This is a genomic window from Carboxylicivirga sediminis (genome assembly GCF_018156225.1).
GTDB lineage: Bacteria > Bacteroidota > Bacteroidia > Bacteroidales > Marinilabiliaceae > Carboxylicivirga > Carboxylicivirga sediminis.
Genome location: NZ_JAGTAR010000101.1, coordinates 1 through 632 on the forward strand (window position 1 = coordinate 1; position 632 = coordinate 632).

General features: G+C 44.8%; 1 protein-coding gene. It reads right to left on the reverse strand.

Going from position 1 to position 632, the window contains the following annotated elements; all coding sequences use genetic code 11:
- A partial coding sequence (locus KDU71_RS22795) for an Ig-like domain-containing protein (protein WP_212193439.1) occupies positions 1-632 on the reverse strand: 632 nt, incomplete at both ends.

Here is a 632-nt window from a genome sequence, read left to right on the forward strand (position 1 = left end):
CCTACAGAAACAGAGCCATTGTTAATGGTGCCATCAGCATCTGTATCGTTGCCTGTCAGGTTAATGGTAACCGAAGCTCCTTCGTTAACCGTGGCAACATCATTATTGGCAACTGGCGGATCGTTCTGAGGCGTAATGGTAATGTTAACAGTTGCGGTATTTGATGTTACTCCGTTGTTGTCGTTAACGGTATAGGTGAAGCTGTCACTGGTAGTTTCCGAACCGTCATGGGTATAAGTAACCGTTCCATTGTTATTATTGATAATGGTTCCGTTGGCAGCAGTTCCTACAGAAACAGAGGTATTGATAATTGTACCGTCAGCATCCGTATCGTTGCCTGTCAGGTTAATGGTAACCGAAGCTCCTTCGTTAACAGTGGCCGCATCATTATTGGCAACCGGCGCATCATTCTGTGGTGTTATGGTAATATTAACGGTTGCAGTATTTGATGTGGCTCCGTTGTTGTCATTAACGGTATAGGTGAAGCTGTCACTGGTAGTTTCCGAACCGTCATGGGTATAAGTAACTGTTCCATTACCATTATTGACAATGGTTCCGTTTGTGGCCGTTCCTACAGAAACAGAGCCATTGTTAATGGTGCCATCAGCATCTGTATCGTTGCCTGTCAGGTT